Genomic DNA, 16590 nt, shown 5'->3' on the forward strand with positions numbered 1-16590 from the left:
TAATCTCCTTGTCTAAATCTCAAATTTTAATGTGTATTAATCTTAGTTTGTGGGAGATTCTTCATCTTCAACGACTTCCATAATATCTCCAATATCACATTCTAAAGCTGTACATATTTTCACGAGAATATCTGTACTGACATTTTCATTCTTACCAAGCTTGGCGAGTGTAGTTGTACTCAAGCCAGTTGCTGCTCGTAAATCCTTTTTCTTCATATCCTTATCTATTAGGAGTTTCCAAAGTTTCTTGTAACTGACTTCCATTTACTTACACCTCTCATTCGTCAGTTTATGTTATGTATAAATACATACTTAATATTATAGCATTTATTGCGTGAATAACAATAATTATTATAGGAACGCAAAGAAAAAATCTGCAAAAGCGAATTATTAAAATAAAATTCCAAATACTAAAACCAAGGGATTTTTTTTGTGGATATTTTCTGTGAATTTTTATTAAAAAGGGATTGACATTGATAAAAGTAGTAGATATAATATCGTTAGGAATTAGCGAACAAGCTTATTTCCTACAAGGAGGATTATTATGGATACACAATTTGGAGAATATGTAAAAGAAAAAAGGCTTGAAAAAGGCATTAACTTACGCAAGCTAGCCGAAATATTAGATATTGTTCCTGCTTACATGAGCGATATTGAAAAGGGTAGACGTTATCCGCCAGACAAGGAAAAGATCTATAAGATAGCCGAAGCATTAAGTCTTACCGAAATCGAAACGAACAAATTATTTGATTTAGCAGCTTTAGCGAAAGAGAACACGGTTTCTCCTGACTTACCAGAATATATAATGGGTAACGATACACTACGCGTTGCATTGCGTAAAGCACGTGATATCAATGCTGATGAAGACGATTGGTCGAAGGTTATAGAAATGTTAGAAGCTAAGGAAAAAGGAGATAAAAATCCGTGATCTATTATAAGTATTCGCCAACGCAATTAGAGCAAGAAGCTAATAAATTAAATCTGGAGTTTGATGCTGAAAGGTTGGTAAAACCTAAACCTATTGATGTATATGATTTGGTTGATTCAATCGGATGTACACCCGATTGGGTTTACCTCTCACCCGATGGTACTTATTTAGGGATGACTGCATATAACGATGGCTATTGGTGGGCATGGCCAAGCGATCATTATGAAAAAGGAATGATGCCAACCAAAATACCAGTGTATGCTGGAACAATATTGATTGATAGGACAATCTCGGAGGGAAATAACCCTGGAATTGAAAATTTCACAGTAGTCCATGAGTGTTTTCATCAACGGCTTCATAAGAAATGTTTCAATAACAGAGCAGCTAAATATCAGCACTTCTGCGAGAAGAAAGCTTTCCGTACAGAAACAGGAAACCGAAGGAATATGACAGCAATAGAAATTATTGAATATCAGGCAAATTATTGTGCAGCAGCTTTTTTAATGCCTCAAGAGGCGGTTAATAATATTTTCAAAGAAAAATTAGGTTGTAGCACATTACCTGATAGACCTTTACCACTTAATTATAGAGTTAATGACATTATTAGTGAAATGGCAGGTTTGTTTAGCGTAAATTATACACCAATGAAATATAGACTACAGACATTGAACCTAGTTTCACGTGACCCATGCTCAATTGAAGAATATTTTTGTTGTTAGCACTGGAAATGTGCACTTTATTGTACATTTCCATTTTTTTTAACCATAGTGTAGTGAATAAGCGAACAAGCGTATTTACTACAAAGGGAGAGGTGGAGATATTTATGAATAAAAAACTAAAGTGTCCAGTTTGTGGTAAAAGAGCGTGTGACATCTCTGAGTTACCTAAAGAGAAAATCTACATTGAGTTGAAATGTCCTCACTGCAATAAGTTAGTGAAAATCCCTTGTGTTAAGTCCGCTGTTAAAACGGCTTAAACATATAAATTTCAATGTAAGGGGGTGAATAGCATGGCAAAACATTCTTGTAAACAAACATCTAAATCTGTAGCTAGTAAGGCTTCTTCTCTATTAAGAGATGGAAGAACTAGCTCGAAGACAAAATCTGTAGCTGCTAGTGCATTGGCACAAACCAAACGTTATAAAAAGAAATAAGAAACATACCGAGCAATGGAGCCGAGTGTGAGCTACCAAATGGCCGGATGATTTACGAAACGCAAATTCGTAATCATCCGGCCATTTGTGTTTCGTACACTCGGCTTTTTATGTAGTTTTCATACTCGGCTCTTTTCATTTTTGAAAGGAGCCAGAATATGAAAATTAGAATTCAGCACGAAAATAAATCTACCTATTTGGAGGTACCAGACGAGGACTGCACTGTAATGATCGATATGGACTATGAGGACAGGCTATCCTGTGCCGAAGATAAGGAAACGGTGACTCGACGGTCGCCACAGGAAATTATGGACGATCGTTTCAACAAGCCAGAGTACAATAATTGGCATAAACTTGATCGTCATTCAGCTGCTACTACCCCGCCTAAGAAGCTAAATGGAAAAAGGGGCTATTCAAAAGTTACTGATGACAATGAAGGTAAAAACATAAAGGAAAATACGATTGAGTTATATCCTGATAACACCGATGAAGTGACTCGTGAGAAACAAGAAGAGTATGAATACCTCTGTGAAATTATCCGTAAGACCCTCAAGGAAAAACAAGCAGAGTTACTGATTGCTATATTCCTAGATGGTGTTTCTGTAACAGAGTATGCAGAGCGTGAGGGTGTTAGTAAAAGTGCCATTTCACACCGTTTAGATACAGCCAAGAAGAATTTCAAAAAAGTTTTTCCAGAATCCTCAACTTTCCCCTCTTGCCACGGCTAATAGATAGAGGGCAGCACATAAACGCTCTCAAGAAAGAGGTGAAGAACATGAAACACAACTTGAAAATCAGTGTTTCAAAAACTCCACAGTCTGGCGGGATTGTTTCCTGTCGTAATGTCACTATAAGGGAGCGTCTCCTTCGTTTCTTACTTGGTGATAAGCAGAAACTGACTATTCTTGTTCCGGGTGACACCGTACAGGAACTTGCCATCAGTGAGATTAAGGAGGGAGGATTAGACCATGAGCAAAATCAAACTACTTCTTGATGTGGTTGCTGATATGCGTTCTTTGGCAGACAGCATACAAGCGGTTGCTGATGCAATGGAGGGCAATGAACCTGTCGAAGAAAAAGAACCTGCGCCAAAGAAAAAGGAGATCACTCTGGAGGAAGTAAGAGCAAAACTTGCTGAAAAGAGTCAAGCTGGTCTTACTGCCCAAGTAAGAGAAATCATCCAAAAATACGGTGGCTCTAAATTAAGCGAAGTTGACCCAAAACATTATGCAGATATGCTGAAAGATGCGGAGGTACTAGGCAATGAGTAATCACGCAGTACTTTCCGCATCGGGGTCCCATAGGTGGCTGAATTGCCTACCATCTGCAAGATTGGAACTGGAATTTGAAAATAGCGAATCCAATGCAGCCGCCGAAGGTACCGCCGCCCACGCTCTCTGTGAACATAAACTTAAAAAAGCACTTCATATGAGAAGTAAGCGTCCTATCTCAACTTATAACACGGATGAGATGGAAGAACACAGTGATGCTTATGTGGAATTTGTAATGGAGCAGCTTGAACTAGCGAGGCAAAGCTGTACAGACCCATTAATACTTATTGAGCAACGTCTAGATTTTTCCTGCTATGTGCCACAGGGATTCGGAACCGGTGACTGCATCATCATTGGCGATAAAAAGCTTCATATTATCGATTTTAAGTATGGCATGGGTGTGTTAGTAGATGCAGTGGAAAACCCACAGATGAAATTGTATGCTCTTGGTGCTTTGGAAATCTACGATAGCTTGTATGACATCGAGGAGGTTTCTATGACCATCTTCCAGCCACGCAGGGATAATGTCAGCACATGGACAATCCCGGTAAAGGAATTAAAAGATTGGGCAGAAAATGAACTGAAACCAAAGGCGAAGAAGGCTTATGAAGGCGAAGGCGAATACCTTCCAGGTGAATGGTGTACATTCTGTCGAGCAGCTGTTAAATGTCGTGCAAGGGCTGAAGAGAAACTGAAACTAGCACAAATGGAGTTTAAATTGCCACCCCTGCTTACGGACTCTGAAATTGAAGAAGTTCTTTCTAAACTGTCAGACCTTACAAAGTGGTCAAATGAAATCATGGCCTATGCCACGGATGCGGCTGTTAATCACGGTAAAGAGTGGCACGGTTTTAAGGTAGTCGAGGGCAGATCTGTTCGCAAATATAAGGATGAAGAGGCTGTGGCTGAAGTAGCCAAGGCTAATGGTTATAAGGATATCTACCGTCACAGCCTTATTACCTTAACGGAAATGAAGAAACTGATGGGCAAAAAGAAATTTGAAGAAATCCTCGGTGGTCTCATACATAAACCACCAGGCAAGCCGACGCTGGTTCCACTTTCGGATAAGCGGCCAGCTATGAATATATCAAACGTAAAAAACGAATTTAACGAAATAACGGAGGAATTGGAATATGAATAATCAAAACAGAACTAAGGTTGTTACAAGCGTCAACACACGCCTCAGCTACTTTCATGGCTGGGAGCCAGTATCTATCAATGGCGGAGCGGAAAAGTACAGCGTATCCGTATTGATTCCTAAAACAGATAAGGAAACCATCAATGCTATCAATGCAGCCGTAGATGCAGCCATTGAAGAGGGCATTGCAAAGTTTGGTGGTAAAAAGCCGAATAAGGCGGCTATCAAACTACCACTTCGAGATGGTGATGTAGAACGTGATGATGAGGCATATAAAGGGCATTGCTTTGTAAATGCCAACAGCAAGACTCCACCCCAAATAGTAGATAAAGCAGTTAGACCTATCCTGGATCGCAACGAGGTGTACAGTGGTTGTTATGCAAGAGTATCCCTAAATTTCTATGCTTTTAACTCTAATGGCAATAAGGGTGTAGCCTGCGGTCTTGGCAACATCCAGAAGATAAGAGATGGAGAGCCTTTAGGTGGAAGAACCAATGCAGCTGACGATTTCACAACTATTGAAGATGATGATTTTCTAGCATAAAGAATAAATGCAGGCGTGGTGGTGGAGGTTGTTCTTCTGCCACCTCGTTTGCATTGGAAAGGGCGGTAATACATGAATTCTATTTCTATTGATATTGAAACATTTAGCAGTGCTAATCTTCAAAAGTCTGGAGTTTACCGTTATGCCGAGAGTGATGATTTTGAAATTCTACTATTTGGCTATTCGGTGGATGGCGGTGAAGTACAGGTGGTTGACCTTGCCAGTGGGGAGGAAATCCCCGATGAAATTATAAACGCACTTATGGATGATTCCGTTACCAAGTGGGCTTTCAATGCAATGTTTGAGCGTGTGTGTCTATCAAAATGGCTTAACCTTACAGAATATCTTGACCCCGCATCCTGGAAATGCTCCATGATATGGTCGGCATATATGGGATTACCTCTTTCTTTGGAGGGAGTCGGTGCAGTTCTAGGTTTGGAGAAACAAAAGCTAACAGAGGGTAAAGACCTCATCAAATATTTCTGTACACCTTGCTCCCCTACTAAATCAAATGGTGGTCGAGTTCGTAATCTGCCAGAACATGACATGGATAAATGGGAGCGGTTTAAAGCCTATAATCTTCGGGATGTGGAAGCTGAGATGTCAATACAACAGAGATTTTCTAAGTTTCTGGTGCCGGAAAATATCTGGGAGGAATATCATCTCGACCAGGAAATCAATGATCGCGGCATTGCCATTGACATGACTTTCGTAAAACAGGCTGTTGTGATGGATGAACATTCCCGTGAAAAGTTAATGGCTTTAATGCAAGATATAACCAATTTAGAGAATCCAAACTCTGTACAACAAATGAAAGACTGGCTTGCCGATAATGGGCTAGAAACAGATACCCTTGGTAAAAAAGCAGTTGCTGAGATGCTAAAGACGGCTCCTGAACCACTAGGAACTGTTTTAGAACTCCGTCAGCAACTTGCAAAATCCTCGGTGAAAAAATACACGGCAATGGAGAATGCGGTATGTAGTGACGGTCGTGCAAGAGGAATGTTTCAGTTTTACGGAGCTAATAGAACCGGCAGATTTTCCGGCAGGTTGATTCAGTTGCAAAACCTCCCCCAAAACCATATGCCTGATTTGGAACAAGCTCGTGCTTTAGTTCGAAGCGGAAACTTTGATGCACTTACTTTGCTCTATGATTCTATCCCAGAGGTACTATCAGAACTTATCCGTACTGCTTTTATACCGCGAGAAGGTATGAAGTTCATTGTGGCAGATTTTTCAGCGATTGAGGCTCGTGTCATTGCCTGGCTAGCAGGCGAAAAATGGAGAATAGACGTTTTCCAAAACGGCGGAGACATCTACTGTGCCAGTGCTTCTCAAATGTTTAATGTACCTGTTGAAAAGCATGGTGTGAATGGCCATCTTCGTCAGAAAGGAAAAATTGCTGAACTAGCCCTCGGTTACGGCGGATCTGTTGGAGCATTAAAATCAATGGGTGCTTTGGAGATGGGAATTGAAGAAGAGGAACTTCAGCCTCTTGTAACGGCTTGGAGACAGTCCAATCCCAATATCACAAAACTCTGGTGGGATGTTGACCGGGCAGTAAAAACTTGTGTTAAGCAAAAAACTCCCACAGAGACACACGGCATTAAATTTATCTATCAAAGCGGGATGCTCTTTATTGCTCTTCCTTCTGGTAGACGGCTTGCCTATGTGAAACCTCGTATGGGAGAGAATATGTTTGGCGGTGAGTCAGTTACTTATGAAGGTGTCGGTGGAACGAAGAAATGGGAAAGAATCGAAAGCTACGGTCCCAAATTTGTAGAGAATATTGTTCAAGCAATCAGTCGTGACATCTTGTGTCATGCCATGCAGACATTAAAGAATTGTTCCATTGTGGCTCATGTACACGATGAAATTATCATCGAGGCAGATATGGGGACGTCACTTTCCGCTATCTGTGAACAGATGGCTAAGATGCCAACATGGGCAAATGGCCTGTTGCTTAGTGCTGATGGTTATGAGTGTCAGTTTTATCAAAAAGATTAAATTAATTGGTAATCGGATAATCGTGTGGGAGGAGGTTAAAAGACCTTCAATTTTTAAATAATGAAAACAGGATAGCACTTATTTTATGACCGGTACGTGCTATCTTGTTTGTTTAATAAACGCTCCATTTTTGTGGAATAAAGGGTTAAAATTCGAATCTTGAAGAAATATAGTGAAAGAACCGATTTTGACTCCTCTCTCTATAAAGTTAATAATAAATCAAGGGGTAAGACTAAATCTATTAAAAACACATGGGACAATAATTGATACATCGACCGATTAGCTTAATTGATTTTATTGCAGAGTGTCTCTAAATGATAACGAATAACTTCCTTCACCTTTTCTGGAGAGTATACATCAGGTCTTAATAAAGCATGAATTGACAATCCCTCTATTAATGCCGTTAACCTACTCTTTTCTAATTCTGCATTCATTGAATCTGATAATACGCCTTTTAGAGCTAAGATTTCAATCATTGAATTTGCTAATTCATATGTACCGTCCGTCATTTCATCTTTTTTGTCCTTTATTGTATCACTTGTAAGTGAACGTAATGCAAGAATCCACCAAACGCTCGTTTCAATTTTCTTTTCTTCATCTATTGGTACTAGCTCTAATAAAACTTCTTCTACTGCCTGCACTGGGTTTTCTGACCATTCTTTATTTTGAGAACGTTTTTTCCCTTCTTCTAAGTAGTAATTCATAATAAATAATAACATTTCATCTTGAGTTGAAAAATAATGTCTTAACGCACCAGAAGACATCCCTGCCTCAGCTGCAACTCTTCGTATAGACGCTTTCTCAACCCCTTCTTTCCTAATAATATTCCATGCAGCCTCAGCAATTTGTTTGCGCTTTTCATCATGATCAACAATTTTTGGCATTATAAAAATCACTTCCTTTATTTAGCGCAGTGTGTTATTATCTTTTTATAGCACAATGTGTTAAATAGATAATACCACAACATTTAAAGGAGGACTAGTTTGTTTGATCGAAACTATTGAAGCATTGATGCCTTCTTCATCATTAGACATTTCTTCAGCATTAATGATTATTTCTTTGTGTGCTTTAATTGATATTTTAAGTCCCGGTGTACTGACTGTAACAGCCTATTTATTACTGACACAACCGAATCAGTTATCTTCTCGTTTATTTGTGTTTTTATTCATCACGCAGTTAGGCTATTTCATCACGGGCTTATTACTCTACTTTGGTGGAAATTCATTATTGAAGAGAATAGAACAATTGTCTCAGTTTGACTTTATCAATTGGTTTTATATCCTACTTGGAGCAGTTCTTGTTCTAATAAGCTTCAGTAAACCAAAAGAGACTACAAAAAAACGTTTAATTTCATTTATCCCCAAAAATACAACAATTAAAGGGATGATTATACTAGGAATCATTGTTTTCCTAATTGAATTTGTAACGGCATTGCCTTACTTTTATTCAATCTTTTTAATGAATCATCAAACAATTGAGACTACACCTGCTATCTTAATAATAATTGGATACAATCTAGTAATGGTGCTTCCTTCTCTATTACTGTTAGGGGTTAATATTATATTTAAAGAAAGATTGCAACAATTTCTTATTAAAATCAGGTCAAAATTAAATGAAGCTCCAATCTCTTCACTCTTGGTAGCGACAGGAGTCATAGGTGCAGTTTTTTTTAATATCGGTCTTAGAGGCATTTTAAATTAGAAAAAATATTAAAGAGGTGTTCATCATGAAAGAAATTATCAGTGGTCTCAGTCTACTTTTTATTATTCAGGGAATAGGCGGATTAATCAATCATTTGACTAATGGGGGAAAAAGTTGGTTTTTAGTAAATTATATTGATGCGTTTCAAGGGTTTGAAATCGTTTTGGACATTGTATTTATTGCAGTTGGTGGAATCATAGCTTTAGCCACTCGTAAAATAACATCAAGTAAAAGCAATAAGTGAATGATGTAAAATAAAAAATACAGAGTGAGAATTTCTCGCTCTGTATTTTTTATTTTAATTGATTCTCCTCGAGGCTCTACCAACCTTACTCATCCAGGTCATAGATAAAATATGATACCAAAATGATTGTTTTCCTCTTCTCTTATTAGCTCCAAATCCTATAGGCCTATTACAGTTTACGTTACCATTTTTTGTTCATCAATCTAGTCCGTTTGTAAAAGTAGAAAATTACTGAATCAGCTTTTAAATCTATTTTACATACACAAATTTCGAACAAAAATCCGGATGTATAATTTATTTTTTCAAAATCCTCAACAATTATTACCTCCTGTGGCTATTAGGTAGAGGGGTTTCCTCTCTGACTATATTGCAGGAGGTAATTCGTATGGACGAATTAGTAAAAATCAATTATGAAAATCAACGACCAACCGTACTCGGTCGTGATTTACATGAAGCCTTGGAAGTAAAGACCGCTTATAAAGATTGGTTTCCAAGAATGTGTGAGTACGGATTTGAGGAAGGATCAGACTTTAGCTCATTTTTGAGCGAAAGTACTGGAGGCAGACCAAGCATTGACCATCAGTTAACAATTGACATGGCAAAAGAGCTATGCATGATACAGCGTACTCCAAAAGGGAAAGAGTGTCGCCAATACTTTCTTGAAATAGAAAGAAGATGGAATTCCCCAGAAGCAATCATGGCAAGGGCACTTCAGATTGCTAATCAACAGCTAACTCAAGTAAGGAAACAAAATAAAGTGCTTGAAGGTACGATTGCCGTTCAGAATCAGCAAATTGCAGAAATGAAACCGAAAGTCTCCTATTACGATGTAGTTTTAAATTGCAAAGACCTCATTTCCACCTCAGCAATTGCCAAAGATTACGGCAAGTCAGCTATTTGGATGAATCGCTATCTTAATAAAAAGGGTGTCCAGTTTAAACAAGGCGGCATCTGGCTTTTATATCAGAAGTATGCGGAAAAAGGCTACACCAGCACCAAGACACATAGCTACCTTGGCAGTAACGGTGAACAGCATACAAAGGTCCATACATATTGGACTCAAAAAGGCAGACTCTTCATTTACGAACTGATGAAGGCGGACGGTATTTTGCCTCAGATAGAAATGGAGGGTGTGTAATGGGGATCAACAAATTTAACCATGAAGGATACCATGACCCAACTCCCCATGAAGCACTGACCAACATAATGAGAAAGGAAAAGGCAGAGAAAAAATCTGCCTTTAAGCCGCTTGTATATATCTGTTCTCCCTATTCCGGTGATGTAGAAGGAAACATTAAAAAGGCTCGCAGTTTTTGCAGGTTTGCTCTAGACCTAAACTGTATCCCGATTGCTCCCCATCTTATGTTTCCTCAGTTTATGGATGATGAAAATCCCGAGGAACGGGAGCTTGCCATATTTATGGACATCGTGCTTATGGGTAAATGCTTCGAGGTGTGGGTGCTGGGCAATACCATCTCAAGCGGTATGGCGAGGAAAATTGAAGTAGCCAAGAAACGCAGACAAACGGTCAGGTATTTTAATCCGGAGCATGAGGAGGTTGAAAGCTTATGAAAATTGCAGTGGGCAATAGCCGGATGGACAGGAAATGGAAAAACAAAGATATCTCCTGGGAGGATTTTTGCTCCCGTGTAAAGACAACCCAACGTACCACAGAAACGGTAGAAGAATATCGGAAACTTAAAAAAGGTCAGCAAGATGATATCAAAGATGTTGGTGGCTTTGTCGGAGGACATTTAAAAGAAGGAAGAAGAAAGAAGGGCAATGTTCTCTGCCGTTCTTTGCTTACCCTTGATATGGATTACGGTAGACCGGATATCTGGGAACAAATCAGTATGCTTTTCGATTTCAAATGCTGCGTTTACTCCACCCATAAGCATACACCGGAAAATCCGAGACTCAGGCTTATCGTTCCACTTGCTCGTGAAATCAGCGAAGAAGAATATGCAGCTGTTGGACGTATGGTGGCAAAAGAGATTGGTATTGATCTTTTCGATGATACGACATATGAAGCGCATCGCCTTATGTATTGGCCATCCACTTCCTCTAATGGTGAATTTGTCTATGAAGAGCAGGAGGGAGCATTACTTGACCCAGATGTTTATCTTTCAAAATATGAAAACTGGCGAGATACAACAACTTGGCCCGTATCAAGTAGGCAGTCTGAAGTGATTAATCGCAGTCTTAAAGAACAAGCAGATCCTCTTTTAAAGGAAGGTGTGGTAGGAACATTCTGTCGCGCCTATTCCGTTCGTGAGGCAATTGATAAATTTTTAGGTGCAGTTTATGAACCATCTGCAATGGAAGGACGCTATGACTATATTCCAGCTGACAGTAGTGCGGGTGTCATTATCTACGATGATAAATTTGCATACAGCCACCATGCTACTGATCCAGCAAGTGGCCTGCTTCTTAATGCTTTTGATCTCGTTCGTATTCATAAATTCGGTTCTTTAGATGATAGAGCTTCTACTACTACGGCTCCTGGAAAGATGCCGTCTTTTGTGGCAATGTGCGAGTTTGCTATAAAAGATGAAGCGGTAAAGGCTGAGTTTGCTAAGGAAAGACAGGCCCAGGCTGAAGAAGAGTTTAGTAATGAAGATTGGCAGACTGGTTTGGAATTGGATAAGCAAGGTCGGATAAAAGACACTTTGGACAACATCGTCCTGATTATTCGGCATGATGAGGATTTACAGCATATAGCTTTCAACTGCCACCGTGATGGTATTGATGCCAAGGGTGGTCTGCCTTGGGAGCAGATTAAATGTGGCTGGAATGATTCAGACAATGCACTTCTTAAGGTTTACTTAAGCAGCAAATACGGAGTCTATTCTCCTACCAAGACCAAGGATGCTGTGTTAGCGGTAGCATCAGAACGAGCCTACCATCCTGTTAAGGAGTATCTGGACTCCCTGCCAAAATGGGATGGTATTAGTCGAGTAGAAAAACTACTCATTGATTATTTCGGTGCAACAGATAATTCCTATACAAAAGCAGTCATCCGCAAAACGATGGTTGCAGCGGTAGCCCGCATTTTTAGACCAGGTACAAAGTTTGATAGTGTTCTAATCTTAAACGGTCCTCAAGGCATCGGTAAATCAACCTTCTTTGCCAAACTTGCTGGAGACTGGTTTTCCGATAGTTTGACTATTACAGATATGAAGGATAAATCTGGGGCTGAGAAACTTCAGGGATATTGGTTGCTGGAACTGGGTGAGCTTGCTGGAATGCGTAAGACGGATGTGGAGGTTGTGAAGTCCTTTATTTCAAGGGCGGATGATAAGTACCGTGCAAGTTATGGAGTCAACGTGGAAAGCCATCCCCGTCAGTGTGTGATTGTAGGTTCTACGAATGCAGAAAGCGGATTTCTTCGAGATATTACGGGCAACCGCAGATTTTGGCCAGTCCGCATTAGCGGCAACGGTAAAAAGAAAGCTTGGCAGATGACCAAAGAGGAAGTACAGCAGATTTGGGCAGAGGCACTAGTGCTTTATGAGAAGGGCGAAAAACTCTACCTTGAAGGTGATGATGTATCCATGGCAACTAGTGAACAGGCTGATGCTATGGAAACAGATGAACGAGAAGGACTGGTTCGTACCTACCTGGATACGCTCTTGCCGGATGATTGGGACACGATGTCTTTGTACGAGCGTAGAAATTTCCTCGGCGGTAGCGAATTTGGCGGCGGCACCCGTGTTGGAACAGTAAAAAGGACCCTTGTCTGCAATATGGAGATTTGGTGTGAGTGTTTCGGCAAAGAGGCATCAATGTTAAAACCATCAGATTCCTATGCTATCGGTGCCATTATGAGAAAGATCAGTGAGTGGAACAAGTACACTGGGAACAAGAATGGTATTGTAACGTTTCCTGTCTACGGAAAGCAACGAGCTTATTCCCGAGTCGAGGAACAACGCTAAGTTGTACCTTACCTTGTTCCCATACTAGTTCCTTCCCTGAAGTTAGTAATAATAAGGAAAATCAACGGTTCGGAACAAGTGGAACAAGAAGTAACCTATTTATTTATAAATAATAAAAAGTAGTAATAGCAACCTGTGCATACACGTATACGCGCGCGTATAGGAAAATGGGGTCAAAGTTGTTTTCTTGTTCCGAGCCTTTTTATACGGGAGGTATTTATGCTTGAAAAATATATCGAAAAGAAACTGGTAGCTGAGGTAAAAAAGATGGGAGGCATTGCGGCGAAGTTTGTTAGTCCAGGTTTAGATGGGATGCCAGACCGCCTTGTGCTTTTACCTTATGGGAAGATGGCTTTTGTGGAATTAAAGGCTTCCGGAAAGAAACCTCGCCTGTTACAGATTAGAAGAATAAAGCAATTACAGAAGTTAGGCTTTACCTGCTATGTCATTGATGATGTTAAGCGGATTGGAGGGATACTGGGTGAAATACAATCCTCATAAATATCAGACCTATGCAACGAACTTCATACTTGAGCATCCCATCGCTGCGGTGTTTTTAGAAATGGGTCTTGGCAAAAGCGTCATTACTCTAACGGCTATATTTGACTTATGGTCTTGATCGTTTTGAAATTGTAAAGGTTCTGGTCATTGCTCCCCTTCGGGTAGCGAGGGATACTTGGCCAGCTGAGATAAATAAGTGGGAACATTTAAAAGGACTGGAGTTTTCAATAGCCATCGGAACAGAACAGGAGCGATTGGCAGCTCTTAGAAAACCTGCAAGTGTCTATCTTATAAACAGAGAAAATATTGACTGGTTAGTAAATAAAAGTGGCATTCCTTTTGATTATGACATGGTGGTAATCGATGAGCTGTCATCTTTTAAGTCTTATGGTGCAAAAAGATTTAAAAGTTTACTAAAAGTAAGGCCGAGGGCAAAACGGATCGTGGGTCTTACGGGTACACCTTCCAGTAATGGGTTAATGGATTTGTGGGCAGAGTTTCGTATTCTCGACATGGGTAAAAGACTCGGCAGGTACATAACTCACTACCGCAATTCCTTCTTTACACCGGATAAACGTAATCAGCAAATCGTATTTTCATATAAACCATTGCCAGGTGCTGAAGATGCCATATATCGGCTCATTTCGGATATTACCATCTCCATGAAATCAGTGGATTTTCTGAAAATGCCAGAGTGCGTGATCAATGAAGTGCCAGTGTATCTAAATGACAAGGAGCAATCCGTATATGATCACTTTCGTGAAGAGATGGTTCTTGAATTTGCTGATGAGGAGATTGATGCCATGAATGCAGCAGTCCTTTCGGGGAAACTCATGCAAATGGCAAACGGTGCAATCTATGATGATGATAAAAATCCCCATATTATCCACGACCGCAAGCTGGATGCTCTTGAGGATTTAATTGAAGGTGCTAACGGCAAACCTGTGCTTATTGCCTATTGGTATAATCACGATTTAGAGCGTATTAAGGCAAAATTCAATGTCAGAGAAATTAAGACTTCCAAGGATATCAAGGATTGGAATAATGGCGATATTTCTGTGGCGGTTATCCATCCTGCTTCAGCGGGACACGGGCTTAACCTACAAAGTGGCGGTTCTACGCTTATCTGGTTTGGACTTACCTGGAGTCTGGAACTCTATCAGCAAACTAATGCGAGACTTTGGAGACAAGGACAAAATGAGACAGTGGTTATCCATCACATTATTACTAAATGCACGATTGATGAAGATGTGATGAGAGCCTTGAAAAGAAAGGAAAAAACACAGTCCGACCTTATCAATGCCGTCAAAGCAAATTTTGGGAAAGCAAGGGATGTTGTATGATGGATGCTTTTGAAAAACTGGCAAATGCCATTATTCTACAGGCAGTCAAGGATTATCGTTTTGCTTTAAAAAGACTAGCAAAACACCCTCGCAATGATTCTGCTTTATATACGAAACGTGAGGTGGAGTGCTTCTTTCATTCTGGATTGTTCAATGTCCTTACCTCTCTAAACCCTGACATGTTAATTCAACAGCTACAAGAGGAGGTGGTGCGATGATGACAGCTAAGGAATTCTTAAAACAGGCTTACCGTTTGAATGAATTGATTAACTCCGACCTTGAAGAGTTGCAAAACTTAAGGGATTTATCAAGAAGTGTTTCATCCCCTGTGCTTGATGAGAAAGTCAGTCGAACAAAGAGTACTGACCCACCCTTTGAAAAATATGTGATTAGGATAATAGATTTGGAGCAACAGATACAACATGAGGTTGAGCGATTAATAAAGTTGAAATCAGATATCCGTGAAGCGATTAACCAGATGGAAAACGTAGATGAGAAGCTGCTCCTTCGCTACCGATACATTAACTTTCTTAACTGGGAAGAAATCTGTGTCAATCTTAATGTTTCTATGAGAACCGTTCATAGACTTCATTCATCCGCTTTGCAACACTTAAAGGTTCCCAAATAAAAGTTGGCACACTTTGGCACAGTTTGGCATACGATGACACTGTTTGTCCGTGGTGAAAGTTATATAATGGTAGTATGGAATATTAGTAAACTGAAGCCTTCACGGGAGAACCACTCCTGCGAGGGCTTTTTCTATGGGCAAAAGGAGGTGCAATATGCCAAAGAAACCGAAGCGACCATGCTCTTACCCTGGCTGCCCAGAGCTGACTGACAATCGCTTTTGTGAAGAGCATAGCAAGAAGGAAGCTGCACGGTATGAGAAGTATCAGCGTGATCCAGCAACCCGTAAGCGTTATGGTCGTGCTTGGAAAAGGATACGTGACCGTTACATTACAGCTCATCCACTTTGTGAGGAATGTAAAAGACAAGGAAAGCTGACCCCAGCAGCCGAAGTGCATCACATTCTTCCTCTTGCAAGAGGAGGGACTCACGATAGAAGTAATCTGATGGCTCTTTGTACTCCTTGCCACTCTGCAATCACAGCAAGAGATGGGGACCGTTGGGGAACCCGGTAGGGGGAGTCAAATCTCTACAGCTTTTTATTTGTGTAACGGGCGTGGGGCAACGCGTGAAAATTCGCGGTTTCAAACAGGGTAATAGGCCCATCGATGAAAAGAGGTGAGTGAATGGCCAAAGATGGAACAAACCGTGGCGGTGCCCGTATAGGCTCCGGTCAAAAGAAGAAACCACTTGCTGACAAAATTGCAGAGGGAAATCCGGGTAAGAGAAAGCTTGAAGTCGTTGAGTTCAAGAATACTGCTGACCTGAAGGGGCAGGAAATGCCAAAGCCAATGGCCATGCTCTCCGCAGTGCAAAAGGATGGGAAAACCCTAGTAGCGAGTGAAATCTATGAAATTACATGGAAATGGCTTGAGGAACGTGGCTGTGCCCACTTGGTACTTCCACAGCTTTTAGAGCGATATGCCATGAGTGCGGCCAGATGGATACAGTGTGAGGAAGCAGTAACCGAGTTTGGCTTTCTAGCCAAGCACCCAACCACTGGCAATGCTATTCAAAGTCCTTATGTAGCGATGAGTCAGAACTTTATGAGTCAAACAAACAGGCTATGGATGGAGATATATCAAATCGTTCGAGAGAATTGTGCTACAGAGTATTCTGGTTTAAATCCACAGGACGACGTGATGGAGCGACTGCTATCTGCCCGCAGAGGAAAATAAAGATGAGGAGATATGATGTA

Annotated in this window: 22 protein-coding genes and 1 pseudogene; 21 read left to right on the plus strand and 2 right to left on the minus strand. The window is 40.4% G+C overall.

Annotated elements, in window-relative coordinates; translation table 11 throughout:
* Positions 1 to 42 precede the first annotated feature (42 nt).
* Positions 43 to 264, minus strand: a complete 222-nt coding sequence (locus CEF20_RS02705) for a helix-turn-helix domain-containing protein (protein WP_100330385.1) — start codon at positions 262 to 264, stop codon at positions 43 to 45.
* Between the two features lie 280 nt (positions 265 to 544).
* Between CEF20_RS02705 and CEF20_RS02710 the strand changes: the two genes are divergently transcribed.
* From CEF20_RS02710 to CEF20_RS02745, 9 genes are all read left to right on the plus strand, one after another.
* Entirely contained in the window at positions 545 to 928 is a 384-nt protein-coding gene (locus CEF20_RS02710; protein ID WP_100330386.1) for a helix-turn-helix domain-containing protein, read from the plus strand.
* Complete coding sequence (locus CEF20_RS02715) at positions 925 to 1647, plus strand: ImmA/IrrE family metallo-endopeptidase (protein WP_100330387.1); 723 nt, start codon at positions 925 to 927, stop codon at positions 1645 to 1647. The genes CEF20_RS02710 and CEF20_RS02715 overlap by 4 nt, the downstream gene beginning before the upstream one ends.
* A 290-nt stretch (positions 1648 to 1937) precedes the next feature.
* Positions 1938 to 2081, plus strand: coding sequence for a hypothetical protein (locus CEF20_RS16800; protein ID WP_198508459.1), 144 nt, complete (start codon positions 1938 to 1940; stop codon positions 2079 to 2081).
* A 158-nt stretch (positions 2082 to 2239) separates the two neighbouring features.
* The gene (locus tag CEF20_RS02720) at positions 2240 to 2809 is read left to right on the plus strand and encodes an ECF-type sigma factor (protein ID WP_198508460.1); all 570 of its coding nucleotides are present in this window, start codon (positions 2240 to 2242) and stop codon (positions 2807 to 2809) included.
* Between the two features lie 47 nt (positions 2810 to 2856).
* Entirely contained in the window at positions 2857 to 3075 is a 219-nt protein-coding gene (locus CEF20_RS02725) for a hypothetical protein (RefSeq protein WP_100330388.1), read from the plus strand.
* A complete protein-coding gene (locus tag CEF20_RS16805) occupies positions 3050 to 3352 on the plus strand; it encodes an rRNA biogenesis protein rrp5 (protein ID WP_100330389.1) in 303 nt (100 codons plus the stop codon). The genes CEF20_RS02725 and CEF20_RS16805 overlap by 26 nt, the downstream gene beginning before the upstream one ends.
* The gene (locus tag CEF20_RS02735; RefSeq protein ID WP_100330390.1) at positions 3345 to 4493 is read left to right on the plus strand and encodes a DUF2800 domain-containing protein; all 1149 of its coding nucleotides are present in this window, start codon (positions 3345 to 3347) and stop codon (positions 4491 to 4493) included. The genes CEF20_RS16805 and CEF20_RS02735 overlap by 8 nt, the downstream gene beginning before the upstream one ends.
* Positions 4486 to 5034, plus strand: a complete 549-nt coding sequence (locus CEF20_RS02740; protein ID WP_100330391.1) for a DUF2815 family protein — start codon at positions 4486 to 4488, stop codon at positions 5032 to 5034. Before CEF20_RS02735 ends, CEF20_RS02740 begins: the two co-directional genes overlap by 8 nt.
* Before the next feature lie 72 nt (positions 5035 to 5106).
* Entirely contained in the window at positions 5107 to 7041 is a 1935-nt protein-coding gene (locus CEF20_RS02745) for a DNA polymerase (protein ID WP_100330392.1), read from the plus strand.
* A 284-nt stretch (positions 7042 to 7325) separates the two neighbouring features.
* Here CEF20_RS02745 and CEF20_RS02750 read toward each other — a convergent pair whose 3' ends face one another.
* Entirely contained in the window at positions 7326 to 7925 is a 600-nt protein-coding gene (locus tag CEF20_RS02750; protein WP_015926218.1) for a TetR/AcrR family transcriptional regulator, read from the minus strand.
* Positions 7926 to 8028: 103 nt separating this feature from the next.
* On the opposite strand from CEF20_RS02750, the gene CEF20_RS02755 reads away from it, so the two are divergent.
* The 12 genes and pseudogenes from CEF20_RS02755 to CEF20_RS02805 all read left to right on the plus strand — a co-directional run bounded on the left by CEF20_RS02755 (position 8029) and on the right by CEF20_RS02805 (position 16570).
* Positions 8029 to 8742: a GAP family protein gene (locus CEF20_RS02755; RefSeq protein ID WP_015926217.1), complete on the plus strand. Its 714-nt coding sequence runs from the start codon at positions 8029 to 8031 to the stop codon at positions 8740 to 8742.
* A 25-nt stretch (positions 8743 to 8767) separates the two neighbouring features.
* Entirely contained in the window at positions 8768 to 8986 is a 219-nt protein-coding gene (locus CEF20_RS02760) for a hypothetical protein (protein WP_000658732.1), read from the plus strand.
* A gap of 385 nt (positions 8987 to 9371) precedes the next feature.
* A complete protein-coding gene (locus CEF20_RS02765) occupies positions 9372 to 10124 on the plus strand; it encodes a phage antirepressor KilAC domain-containing protein (protein ID WP_100330393.1) in 753 nt (250 codons plus the stop codon).
* On the plus strand, positions 10124 to 10558 hold the full coding sequence (locus tag CEF20_RS02770) for a DUF7768 domain-containing protein (RefSeq protein ID WP_100330394.1): 435 nt from the start codon (positions 10124 to 10126) through the stop codon (positions 10556 to 10558). The genes CEF20_RS02765 and CEF20_RS02770 overlap by 1 nt, the downstream gene beginning before the upstream one ends.
* The gene (locus CEF20_RS02775) at positions 10555 to 12921 is read left to right on the plus strand and encodes a virulence-associated E family protein (RefSeq protein ID WP_100330395.1); all 2367 of its coding nucleotides are present in this window, start codon (positions 10555 to 10557) and stop codon (positions 12919 to 12921) included. The genes CEF20_RS02770 and CEF20_RS02775 overlap by 4 nt, the downstream gene beginning before the upstream one ends.
* Positions 12922 to 13140: 219 nt before the next feature.
* Positions 13141 to 13422, plus strand: a complete 282-nt coding sequence (locus CEF20_RS02780; protein ID WP_100330396.1) for a VRR-NUC domain-containing protein — start codon at positions 13141 to 13143, stop codon at positions 13420 to 13422.
* A pseudogene (locus CEF20_RS02785) lies at positions 13403 to 14765 on the plus strand (SNF2-related protein). Before CEF20_RS02780 ends, CEF20_RS02785 begins: the two are co-directional and overlap by 20 nt.
* Positions 14765 to 14983, plus strand: coding sequence for a hypothetical protein (locus CEF20_RS02790; RefSeq protein WP_019155136.1), 219 nt, complete (start codon positions 14765 to 14767; stop codon positions 14981 to 14983). The pseudogene CEF20_RS02785 and the gene CEF20_RS02790 overlap by 1 nt, the downstream one beginning before the upstream one ends.
* On the plus strand, positions 14980 to 15393 hold the full coding sequence (locus tag CEF20_RS02795; protein WP_042357512.1) for a DUF1492 domain-containing protein: 414 nt from the start codon (positions 14980 to 14982) through the stop codon (positions 15391 to 15393). The genes CEF20_RS02790 and CEF20_RS02795 overlap by 4 nt, the downstream gene beginning before the upstream one ends.
* 254 nt (positions 15394 to 15647) lie before the next feature.
* Positions 15648 to 15770 (plus strand): hypothetical protein, encoded by a 123-nt coding sequence (locus tag CEF20_RS17625; protein ID WP_269799227.1) that lies wholly within the window; start codon positions 15648 to 15650, stop codon positions 15768 to 15770.
* A gap of 14 nt (positions 15771 to 15784) precedes the next feature.
* A complete protein-coding gene (locus CEF20_RS17630; protein WP_268761089.1) occupies positions 15785 to 15907 on the plus strand; it encodes an HNH endonuclease in 123 nt (40 codons plus the stop codon).
* 111 nt (positions 15908 to 16018) lie between these two features.
* Entirely contained in the window at positions 16019 to 16570 is a 552-nt protein-coding gene (locus CEF20_RS02805) for a P27 family phage terminase small subunit (protein ID WP_063442170.1), read from the plus strand.
* Positions 16571 to 16590 lie beyond the last annotated feature (20 nt).

The sequence above is a fragment of the Bacillus xiapuensis genome (assembly GCF_002797355.1).
Lineage (GTDB): Bacteria > Bacillota > Bacilli > Bacillales > Domibacillaceae > Bacillus_CE > Bacillus_CE xiapuensis.

Excerpts from the sequence above, each read along its gene's own strand:
- CEF20_RS02705 (WP_100330385.1), bottom strand. The coding sequence starts at position 264 with ATGGAAGTCAGTTACAAGAAACTTTGGAAACTCCTAATAGATAAGGAT.
- CEF20_RS02710 (WP_100330386.1), top strand. The coding sequence starts at position 545 with ATGGATACACAATTTGGAGAATATGTAAAAGAAAAAAGGCTTGAAAAA.
- CEF20_RS16800 (WP_198508459.1), top strand. The coding sequence starts at position 1,938 with ATGGCAAAACATTCTTGTAAACAAACATCTAAATCTGTAGCTAGTAAG.
- CEF20_RS02720 (WP_198508460.1), top strand. The coding sequence starts at position 2,240 with ATGAAAATTAGAATTCAGCACGAAAATAAATCTACCTATTTGGAGGTA.
- CEF20_RS02725 (WP_100330388.1), top strand. The coding sequence starts at position 2,857 with ATGAAACACAACTTGAAAATCAGTGTTTCAAAAACTCCACAGTCTGGC.
- CEF20_RS16805 (WP_100330389.1), top strand. The coding sequence starts at position 3,050 with ATGAGCAAAATCAAACTACTTCTTGATGTGGTTGCTGATATGCGTTCT.
- CEF20_RS02735 (WP_100330390.1), top strand. The coding sequence starts at position 3,345 with ATGAGTAATCACGCAGTACTTTCCGCATCGGGGTCCCATAGGTGGCTG.
- CEF20_RS02740 (WP_100330391.1), top strand. The coding sequence starts at position 4,486 with ATGAATAATCAAAACAGAACTAAGGTTGTTACAAGCGTCAACACACGC.
- CEF20_RS02745 (WP_100330392.1), top strand. The coding sequence starts at position 5,107 with ATGAATTCTATTTCTATTGATATTGAAACATTTAGCAGTGCTAATCTT.
- CEF20_RS02750 (WP_015926218.1), bottom strand. The coding sequence starts at position 7,925 with ATGCCAAAAATTGTTGATCATGATGAAAAGCGCAAACAAATTGCTGAG.
- CEF20_RS02760 (WP_000658732.1), top strand. The coding sequence starts at position 8,768 with ATGAAAGAAATTATCAGTGGTCTCAGTCTACTTTTTATTATTCAGGGA.
- CEF20_RS02765 (WP_100330393.1), top strand. The coding sequence starts at position 9,372 with ATGGACGAATTAGTAAAAATCAATTATGAAAATCAACGACCAACCGTA.
- CEF20_RS02770 (WP_100330394.1), top strand. The coding sequence starts at position 10,124 with ATGGGGATCAACAAATTTAACCATGAAGGATACCATGACCCAACTCCC.
- CEF20_RS02775 (WP_100330395.1), top strand. The coding sequence starts at position 10,555 with ATGAAAATTGCAGTGGGCAATAGCCGGATGGACAGGAAATGGAAAAAC.
- CEF20_RS02780 (WP_100330396.1), top strand. The coding sequence starts at position 13,141 with ATGCTTGAAAAATATATCGAAAAGAAACTGGTAGCTGAGGTAAAAAAG.
- CEF20_RS02790 (WP_019155136.1), top strand. The coding sequence starts at position 14,765 with ATGGATGCTTTTGAAAAACTGGCAAATGCCATTATTCTACAGGCAGTC.
- CEF20_RS02795 (WP_042357512.1), top strand. The coding sequence starts at position 14,980 with ATGATGACAGCTAAGGAATTCTTAAAACAGGCTTACCGTTTGAATGAA.
- CEF20_RS17625 (WP_269799227.1), top strand. The coding sequence starts at position 15,648 with ATGAGAAGTATCAGCGTGATCCAGCAACCCGTAAGCGTTATGGTCGTG.
- CEF20_RS02805 (WP_063442170.1), top strand. The coding sequence starts at position 16,019 with ATGGCCAAAGATGGAACAAACCGTGGCGGTGCCCGTATAGGCTCCGGT.